The organism is Halobellus sp. GM3, assembly GCF_052545375.1.
Genome location: NZ_JBQWLT010000024.1, coordinates 1 through 9952, shown reverse-complemented (window position 1 = coordinate 9952; position 9952 = coordinate 1). Strand labels below are relative to the sequence as shown.

The following is a 9952-nucleotide window of genomic DNA, read 5'->3' as shown; positions in this document are numbered from 1 at the left end:
CGGGCTCTCGGGCGTGTGACTGAAATCGAATGACGGACGGCAGAGCGTCCGTCCTTTTAGAATATCCGCCCTCCCCGAATTGAACGGGGGACAAGCCGATCTACAGTCGGCTGCTCTACCAGGCTGAGCTAAGGGCGGGCACCTCAACGTAGCACCGCTGTTAGACTTAAGGGTTACTCATCGCCGCGGGCCGCCCGCCCCTCCAGCAGTACGATTCAGGACACGCTATCGACCGGTTCCCGCAGAAGCAACTCCACCGTTCGGTCGATTTCGGTTTGGACAGCGTCGAGTTCGGGTATCGTCTTCCCGTTGTACGCGCGCTTCGAGCAGTCCACGTGCTCGGGGACGATGTCGTGCGCTCGCTGCGATAACTCGGCGAGTCGGCGCTGCCGACCCGTCGCGCGCCACTCGGGCATCGCCACCCGTTCGACCGTCGACTTCGAGAGGCTCGACTTCCCGCCCGAGGAGATGTCCCGCAGACACCGCTGATAGGGCGCCGAGTTCAACAGCGCACAGAGGTAGTGCGCCTCGCGTTCGTCGTCGGTCCCGACGAACATACAGTGGTCGCCGGGGACGACTGTCTTCTCGCCGACGAGCGAATCGGTGACGGTCGATACCACGGCGAAGTGGGGTTTGAACCCGAGGCGACACCAGACGACCTTGTAGTCCGACCACGTGTACGGTCCGAGTCCGAACAGCGAGTAGAACGGTCCCCCCTCGAACCACGAGGAGCCGCGGTCCCTCAGTCGCCCTCGGTGGGCCTCCAGATACGCGTACGTCTGCGGCGTCTGGCGTCGAAGCTCCGCTTCGTTGTCGGCGCCAGCACGACGCTGCGGCACCAGCTGGAGGTCGTGGCCGAACAGTCCGTATTTCACGATGTGCTTCGATTTCAGGTAGGGGTAGACGTGGTCGGATTCGAGCCCGTGCCGTTCGATCGTCGACCGATCGACGGCGTAGACCGCTTTCGCGTCGTCCTTGACCCCGTGACGGATACGGTACGCATTGGTGCCGAGCGCCCGGTTCTCGGCATCAGCGGGGATCCACGGATTCTCCGGGTCGGGATCGGCGGGATCGGACGAGACGAGTCTCGTCTCCACGCGGGCGGTGGACGACCGCATCGACGCGAGTGACTGAAACGACGGTCCTGACGGCCGCGATGACGACTCCGACGGCCGCGGTGACGACTCCAAGGACTGTGGGGAAGATGCGGACGACGCAGACGACGAAGACGGCGGAGACGTTCCAGTCGATGACGGCGACGACGAGGAAGGGGGGTCGGTTCCGTCCGAGTTCCGCGACCACCGAGTCATTGGAACACCATCACCGGTCGGGAACGGGTGCGTCGGCTCGGAGGGGAATTCCGTGGGTGGTTCTCCGATTCGCAGCGACAGGAGTGCGGTTCCGGCGTCGACGTCGGCGAACGGCGTGAGCGTGTCGAAGTCGTGGACGCGCTCGTACGTTATCCGCCGGTCACCCAGAGACGGGCGACGGATACGCTCTCCGGCGGGGGCCCTGAGTAGATCACGCTTCAGCACGACGGCTGCGCGGCCGCCGTCCCGGAGGAGCCGGTGGAGGCACGTCCACGCGTACGGGACCGAGAGGTCATCGTTCGCATATCCGAGCCGCGCCTCGCGGCCGCTGCGGCCGAACAGGTCGATATCGTCGTCGGCTACCGGCCCGTCTCGCCAGCGTTTTTTCGCCCTCTCCGGCAGTGTGTTCCACGTCAGCCACGGCGGATTCGCGAGGAGCACGTCCGCTCGCTGGCCGTCGAGCGGTGGTGCATCCACGGTCGCCGCTATCGCATCGCCGAGCACGACGCGTGGAGTGAATGAGAGAGGAGAGTGGGCGTCACTCGAGCGTCTTTGGCTATCGCTCCCGTTCATCGAACATCGCACGCTCCCGGTGCTGTCTCGCGTCTCACCGGTCGAACCTCGCACTCCCTCAGTACTGTCTCGCGTCTCACCGATCGAATTTCCCGCCTCTACAAACAGTGGCCGGGCCGCGAGAACGACCGCCAAGCGGGACGCACGGACTGCGGTCGGTGACACGTCGAATCCCCGGACCGATTCGAGGAGAGTTCGGAGCTGATCACGCGGTGAGAAAGCGTCGTGAGAGAGGGGCTCAGCGGGCAGTTTCTGCGACTGCATCCACTTCGCCGCGGCGGCGAGAAAGGCTCCGGCGCCGCAACCGGGGTCGACGACGAGGGGGAGGTCGTCGAGCGCGGTACCGGATTCGGTGCCCTCGATGTGGTCTGGACCGGAGGCGAGGTCGGGGTCGACGCCGCCGGCTTCGGCCCCCTCACAGACGGATTCGACGGCCAGCGCGGCCAGTCCGTTGGGAGTGTCGTACCGCCCGAACGCGCGTCGGAACAGCCGCGACACGCTCTCGCGATGGAGCGACGCGACGTCTCGGGGTTCCGCGTCGCGGACGAACAGAGAGGCCTGACGCTCTAGCGGTGTGTTTTGCGATAGTCGTTCGCCGTCTCGGGGTGCCTCTACGTCATCTTGCTTCGAGGTCACATACCGGTGCACAGTCTCGAAATCCGCCTCGAAGGGAATCGCCGCGTCCGCGTCGATCGGACGCGTCAGCGAACACCCGAACCGACTCTCTGCCGTCCGAAGTAGCGTGAGAAGGAGAAAATCGAATGCGAGCGTCTCGACGAAGAGGTCCCGAGCGATAGACTCGCGTGGCCGTGCGTCGGGGGGCCACTCTCCGCCTTCCGAGTTGTGCGGTTCGTCGGCTTCGGCGGCACTCGCCACGTCCGGTTCGGCGTCAATCGTCTCGCTCGCTTTGTTACCCGTCTCGCTCGCTTCGTCAGCAAGCCGCGCGAACACGTCTCCGTGTCGGTTCTGGACGTAGTTCCGCCAAGCGATGAATTCGGCCGCGATCGGGGGCTGATCGATCGATTCAGCGAGGATCGTTCGGTACTCCTGAACCGACTGGCTTTCTGCGATCCGGGACCACGAGACCGAACCGTCCGCCGTCTCGTTTGTATTCTCCATCGCTGCCTTACGTCCCGTCAAAGCTCGGTCTGTCTTCGGATGCAGATTGGTCGCGTCCGGAATCGGACCGATTGTTGCTGGGATCGGATCGGTCGCCGCCGGAATCGGGCTGCTCACTGCCGGAGCCGCTTCGATTGGTGGGAGTGTATTCCGTCACGCGTATCCCTTTCTCGGCGAGGTGGCGCATCTGCCGCTGTGCGAAGTCCTCCTCGGACGTGCCGCGAGTCGCCAACACGTACACGCGAGAGCCGCCGGCCGGGCGCATCGTCCGACCGGCGCGCTGGGCGCCTTGCCGACGCGACCCACCGAGCCCGGAGGCGACGACTGCCAGTTCGGCGTTCGGGAGATCGATACCCTCGTCGCCGACGCGCGAGACGACGAGTGTTCGGCGCTCGCCGTTGCGAAACGACTCGAACACCCGCTCGCGACGGTAGTGAGGCATCTCTCCGCTGACGAAGGGGGCGTCGAGCGCGTCTGCGAGCGCCTCGCCGTGGTCCAACCACTCGACGAAGACGAGGGCTTTCGCGTCGGGGTGCGCATCGAGGATCCGGCGCGTCGTCTCGACCTTCGCGGGGTTCTCGGCGGCGATTCGGTGGCGGTCGCGGCCGTCGGCGTTCGCCCACTCGTTTCGGACCAGTTCGTCCTCCCACGGGACGTACCGGATCTGAACCTCCGGTTCTTGGACGTATCCCGCCTCGAAGAGCTTCGACCAATCAGTCCCGATGGGCGCGCCGATGAGGGTGAAGATCTCCGTTTCCCTGTCGTCTTCTCGCACGGGTGTCGCCGTCAGTCCGAGCCGGTGTTTCGTCTGCAGGTCCGCGCTCCGGCGGTAGATCCGCGAGGGGATGTGGTGGACCTCGTCGTAGACGACGAGCCCCCACGCGCGCGAGTCGAACAGCGAACGGTGACGGTCCATTCCGGCGGTCTGGTACGTCGCGATCGTGACCGGCCGGATCTCCTTTTCGCCGCCGTGGTACTCGCCGATCTGTTCCTCCGCGAGCGTCGTGTGGCGGAGTAGCTCGGCTCGCCACTGTGCGGCGAGTTCGCGCGAGGGGACCAAGATCAGCGTTTCGCCGCCGACTCGCGCGAGGACGCCGATCGCTGTCACGGTCTTTCCCGCGCCCGACGGCCCGACCAAGACGCCCGAGCGCTGTTCGATGAAGCGCTCGACCCAGTCGTGCTGATACTCGCGGAGGTCGACGGTGAGTTCGACATCGAGCGGATCGCCGGCGTCGAGGTCGCGGTCGTCTTCGACGGGGTACCCCGCCTCGTAGAGGACGCGCTTGATCGTCGCTTCGGCCCCCTCGCGAACCCAGCTCTGCGTGTCCGAGATGGGGGCGACGAGCTGCTCGTCGTCGAGTTTCTGCCGGGCGACGTTTCCCATCAGATTCTCCGAGGCGGCTTCGAGGACGACGTACCCGTCTTCGTGAGTGAACAGCCGGAATCGGTTCGCGCGCTTCCACTGCGTTTCGACCCACTGTTCGAACTGCGGCGACCGGTGCGGGAGCACCGAGCGTATCATCCGTAGGAGATCCTCGATCTCATCGAATGGGGCTTGCCAGACGTCCTCTCTGCGGACGGTGTAGAGGTATCCCGGGGAGATACCAGTGGAACGGTCCCTGCGCCCCGTCGAATCGACCAGATGCGCGAACTGCGAGAGCCTCGCGCGGGTGTACTGGGTCGGTTGGTCGACCACGATCTCGCGCCGTTCGGGAAAGAACACGACGCGCTCGCGTTCGGCGAGTTTCCCCCACTCGGTCGGGAAGTACACGACAGGATCCGTGTGGACGTCGACGCGTTCGACGGCGCCGGAAGCGGCCAGCGCGTCGAGATCCTCGACTGCCGACGCCTGTGTTGTCTCGGCGCTGCGGGCGACCTCCGAGGCCGTCACGACGGGGCGGCCAACCGACTCAACGGCGTCGTGGAAGCGGTCTAGGTCGAGACAGTCCGTCTCGATCGAGCCTGTCTCGACAGAGGCCCTCTCGGTGACGGCGCTGTCATCAGCGTCGTTGGTTGCGTCGGCTGCGGTCGCGTCAGCGTTGGCCGCGTCAGCGTTGGCCGCGTCAGCGTTGGTCGTGTCGGCTGCGTCGTGGGTGTTTTCTACGCCTTTACTATCCTCATCGCTCATTGTTTGCGGGACGGCCTCTGTCGGGAAACGGTTTGCGACTGTCACAGTGGAATCTGTTCGTCCACAGTATCTGGGCTTCCCACACTGACGAGTACTCTGTCGCTGTGTCACACCACGTTTCCGGTGAAAATAGATAATCTCTCTCGGTCGAAACAGATAGCCTCCGAACTGATCACTCATTGATCTGGTTCTCCCCTCGCCGTTCGTGGAACAGCAGGGGTGTGCGAGGAGAACACACTCCAACGGTATGGTAATGTGGTTGGCGGTCGTGTGATGTCGTATGACCGCTGACTGCACGTACTGCGGAAGCGATCTCGCTCCTTATGATCCGGTGTACGTCGAAGAGACCGTGAGAGGCCAGCGAGAACAGGCTGGTCAGTTCTGTAATTATGCATGTCTTACAACCCACATCGACGCGGAGGAACTGACGACTGGCACCTGTTGTACTGTCGATCTGTAGTTTCAAACGGCTCCTCGGTCAGTTCCGCATTGGCCTTCGTTCGTGAGGAGCCTCTGTTGATGCTGATCTCAGAGCTCTGTTACTATATCTCGTGTCGACGGCGACGTGCACACCACGTTTCCGGTGAAAGAGGATGTTTTGCAGCTCGTGCCCTCAGCGCTCACACACCACGTTTCCGGTGAAATGGGTCTCGGATACTCCTTACACCACCTTCACTCTTCACGACCGTCACTTCCCTCTGGTACACTCGCTGTCTCATCCATTCCAGTCGTCTTATCCCACTCGTCTTCTCTCGTGTCAGGCTCGACAGTGGCACCATTCAGGCCCGGCAGTGCCTCGCATCCCACGAATCCTCTGTGCTTTGACCGCGTTGTGAGCCCTGTACACTCACGCTCTATTCTCGCTGAAGCCACCACTCTTAGTCACCACATTTCCGATGAAGTATCCGCGTTTCCAGTGAAGTATCTGCGTTTCAGACCTCCTCGGTCTGTCTTCTCGTCCCGGCCTTTCGTCTCGATCTCCTCAGTTTGAGACAGGTGTTACTCTCCTAACAATTCTCTCCAACTGAATAATTCTGTCCTCTAAAAAGGAACATATTTATACTTATCTCTCGTACCTTCTGTGAGATCCAGTCAGCAAACATTTAAGTACGATTCGTCGTGCTTGTCGGACTTGAAACGGTCCGTTTTGTTCTCTTTCTGTGAACGTGCTGCACTCGGAACGCGGTCTCTCACGTACTGCTATCGTAGCGTTTGCACCTGACTGCACATCCGATCGCCCGACAGCGTGCGATCGAGTGCGCGGAGTGTCGAGCGATCAAGTGAGCGAAGACGTGCAAACGCTACGATGAATCGCCTCGGCACGTCTTGCTCGCAGTGACGGATCCACACACCGGATTTCCGGTGAACGAGAACCCCGCCTTCGACTCCACGTCACCCCCTCTTCCTCCCTGTTCACCGGAAACGTGGTGTGTGTGTCGTGGTCGACCGAACCAACACACTCCGTCAAATAGTAACGCATTTCACCGGAAACCCGGTGTCCTGTAGTATGCCGGATACTAGTGACGATCTCTTCACCCGGGAGGACCCTATCTTCTCGAACAAGGAACTCTTAGAGATCAATCACCTCCCGGGGGAGGGACGCATCGTCGGCCGGGACGACGAAATCTCGGATCTCGCCGCCGCGGTCAATCCCGCGATATTCGGACAGAGCCCGAGTAACGTGCTCATCTACGGGAAAACCGGGACCGGAAAGTCCCTCTGTGCGAAGTACGTCTCCCAGCGACTCGTCGCAACGGCGGGCGAAGAGGACGTGAAAGCGACGTTCGCGTACGTCGACTGCGCGCAGGACACAACCGAAACACAGGCGGTCCAAACCATCGCCGACGGCGTGAACAAACCCGAGATCACGGGGATCAAGGTCCCCGACAAGGGGCTCAGCACGTCGACGTACTACAAGCGACTCTGGCGCATTCTCGACGCGCAGTACGACGTCGTGCTCATCCTCCTCGACGAGATCGACAAACTCTCCGATGACGACATCCTGATGCAGCTTTCGCGGGCGGGCGAGGCGGGGAAAATCGACCAGTGTAAACTCGGGGTACTCGGCATCAGCAACAAGATCCAGTACAAAGATCGGATGGACGAGCGGGTCAAATCCAGCCTCTGTGAGCGGGAGTTCGTCTTCCCGCCGTACGACGCCAACCAACTCCGAAACATTATGCAGGCGCGGTCGGACGCCTTCCGCGACGGCGTCCTCGACTCCTCGACGATTCCTCGCGCTGCCGCACTCGCCGCGCGGGAACACGGCGACGCGCGGAAGGCGATCGACATCCTCCGATATGCGGGGGAAATCGCCCAGTCGACCGGCGCACAGACCGTTCGGGAAGAGTTCGTCACGCAGGCGCGCGAGCGCGCGGAAACGGATCGGTTCCGGGAACTGATTCGCGGATCGACGCCCCACTCGCGGTACGTGCTGCAGGCGCTCGCGATCCTGTCGCTTTCGAGCGACCGACAGGAGGGGTTCAGAACGAGTCGCGTCTTCGAGGTCTACGAGAACATCTGCGACGGACAGGGGTCCGATACGCTCTCGCTCCGCCGCGTCCGCGACCTGCTCAAAGAGCACGCGTTCTTGGACATCATCGAACAGTCGAAACACAGCGGCGGCAGCGCAGAGGGGAGCTACACCAAACACCAACTGCTCGAGGACCCGGAAGTCGTCAGGGACGTGCTGACCGAAAACGTCGAGTGAAAACGTGTGCGATTTCCTCTCTCGAAGATCGCACACGTTTCTGCTTTCTCGACCACCCTGCCTCTCGGCGATCGATTCGGGACGTAGTCGGCAGCGACCTCTGATCTGTATACCGCTCTGACGACCGTTCTGACTACTGACCCGACTGCCGCTCCCACTCTGCGGCGTCGTCGCTGATCTGCTCGAACGTCTCTTCGGCCCACGCGACGAATTCGTCGTCGGTCCCATCCGCGCTCGCGACCAAGTTGTCCGTCTCGTCGTACGCCCCCACGTAGGCGTGATCGTCGACGATCATCAGTCCGTAATCGATCGGTTCCGGTGAGACGACCAGCGTGAATCCCCCCAACGCCGCGGCCTGTTCGAGCGCCTCCGGATACGTCTCGCGAGACGCGGCGAGCACGTCCTCGTCGACGACGAGGTCGACGCGACTCTCGGGTTCGATGACGGCGTTAGCGGCCTCGTTGAACACCCGGCTCACGATCGGCGTGACGCCTCGGAACTCCTCGACCGGTTCGTCGCCGACGACCGCCAGAAATCGGTCCAGTGGAGCGTGCGGGTTCTTGCTGGTCGCCCGTGCGTGTGTGAGTCCTTCGAGCGTTTCACACCCGAGCTCTGAGACGATGTCGATGCCGCTCAGATTATCGAGCAGCGTACAGAGACGTTCTGACGTTTCGATCCGCGCCTCGAATCGGTCATACCCCTCTGCGATGAGTTCTCCCGCGGGAGTGAGTCGATAGCCTGCTGTCGTGGACACTTTCTCTGCCCACCCCCGTTCAACGAACGCGCTGACCGTCCGCTGTGCCGTTTCGCGAGCACACGAACAACGCGCGGCGAGTTCGGTCGGCCGGAAGGTCCCCGACCGAAGGGACTGAAAGATCGCCACCCGCGAGCCGGAGCCGACGAGAAACGCCGCGGCTTCGCGTGCGTGCTCATCGCTCGACTGCACGGGTGCGTCTGCATCTACGTTCATCGGTCCTTCCGTGTCGGGTTGAACGCTGCGGCGCTCTGTTCCTCTGTAACTCGTGATTTCTCCGCCGGCAGGCCCTCATCTATCGACGATCTGGGGCTCGTCGGGAGCGGCTCGGCTATCCGAGGAGGCCCAGATCGTCGATGCGTTTTACGATCTCCCCGACGGCGGTCTTCGCGTCGTCGGTCCGCTTTCCGCCGGTGATCACGATCTTCCCGGAGCCGAAAAGCAGGATGACGACCTCGGGTTCGTCCATCCGGTAGACGAGCCCGGGGAACTGCTCGGGCTCGTACTCGACGTCTTCGAGTCCCAGTCCGATCGCGAGCGCGTTCAGGTTCAGGTTGTGCCCGAGATCGGCGCTCGAAACGATGTTCTGGACGGTGATCTCCGGGTCCTCGTCGACGGGGATACTCAGACCGCGAAGCTTCTCGAAGATAATTCCGAGCGCCTCGTGGACATCGTCGATGCTCTTTGCTCCGGTACAGACGATTTTCCCCGAACGGAAGATCAGCGCCGCAGCCTTCGGATCCTGCGTCCGGTAGACGAGCCCGGGGAAATTATCCGGGTTGAAGTCGGCTCCGGGCAGGTCCTCGGCGAGGGCTTCCAGATCGAGCTCTTGGCCGATACCGGTCGATGCGACAACGTTCTGAATCTCGATTGAATCTGCCGGCGCGCTCATGCTCTGTCGGACTATCTCTGCCCTCCCTTATAAAGGCCCCCGTTATAAATAGCACTTTTCTCGGGCACGTACACGATGATACCAATACGAATCAGTCCACGTCCCGTTCCGCGAGATTCCGACTGGTCAAACGATCACATTGGCGGATCGATCAGTTATGTTATTAGACGAACACTCATATTGAACACGATTTTTTGAAACTCGTTCGAGATCAACGGGGTTAAGTACAACCCGGGCATCAGACAGTAATGCGAAGAACACAACGCGACTGTGGGCGGTTGAACTCCGCTCGCACTCGCATTCCGGCTGTCGCGGTGCAGCGCACCGCGAGGCGGAACGGATTCAACGGGTTTATACCCGTTCGTCGTTTCGCTAAAGTCGGACACGGAATGAGGATTCCACCCCTGCGGTCCGCCGTACAGATGGAATCTGATGTTAGCCTTGGTGGTTCGGTGTCACCTGTCCG

At 62.1% G+C, this 9952-nt stretch carries 6 protein-coding genes and 1 tRNA gene; 2 read left to right on the top strand and 5 right to left on the bottom strand.

The features are described 5' to 3' along the window. Nucleotides 1-64 precede the first annotated feature (64 nt). From ACT3HL_RS17560 to ACT3HL_RS17550, 3 genes are all read right to left on the bottom strand, one after another. A tRNA-Tyr gene (locus ACT3HL_RS17560) sits at nt 65-138 on the bottom strand. A gap of 77 nt (nt 139-215) precedes the next feature. Further along, nucleotides 216-3002 (bottom strand): type I restriction endonuclease subunit M, encoded by a 2787-nt coding sequence (locus tag ACT3HL_RS17555; protein ID WP_445088050.1) that lies wholly within the window; start codon nt 3000-3002, stop codon nt 216-218. Nucleotides 3003-3009: 7 nt separating this feature from the next. Beyond that, a complete protein-coding gene (locus ACT3HL_RS17550; RefSeq protein WP_445088049.1) occupies nt 3010-5130 on the bottom strand; it encodes a DEAD/DEAH box helicase family protein in 2121 nt (706 codons plus the stop codon). A gap of 280 nt (nt 5131-5410) precedes the next feature. Here ACT3HL_RS17550 and ACT3HL_RS17545 point away from each other — a divergent pair, with 280 nt between their 5' ends. Then, nucleotides 5411-5590, top strand: coding sequence for a hypothetical protein (locus ACT3HL_RS17545; protein WP_445088048.1), 180 nt, complete (start codon nt 5411-5413; stop codon nt 5588-5590). Between the two features lie 1047 nt (nt 5591-6637). Next, complete coding sequence (locus tag ACT3HL_RS17540) at nt 6638-7840, top strand: AAA family ATPase (protein WP_445088047.1); 1203 nt, start codon at nt 6638-6640, stop codon at nt 7838-7840. A gap of 133 nt (nt 7841-7973) precedes the next feature. Here ACT3HL_RS17540 and ACT3HL_RS17535 read toward each other — a convergent pair whose 3' ends face one another. Beyond that, nucleotides 7974-8810, bottom strand: coding sequence for a transcriptional regulator FilR1 domain-containing protein (locus ACT3HL_RS17535; RefSeq protein WP_445088046.1), 837 nt, complete (start codon nt 8808-8810; stop codon nt 7974-7976). A gap of 115 nt (nt 8811-8925) precedes the next feature. Further along, nucleotides 8926-9486 (bottom strand): TATA-box-binding protein, encoded by a 561-nt coding sequence (locus tag ACT3HL_RS17530; RefSeq protein ID WP_445088045.1) that lies wholly within the window; start codon nt 9484-9486, stop codon nt 8926-8928. Nucleotides 9487-9952: the final 466 nt, after the last annotated feature.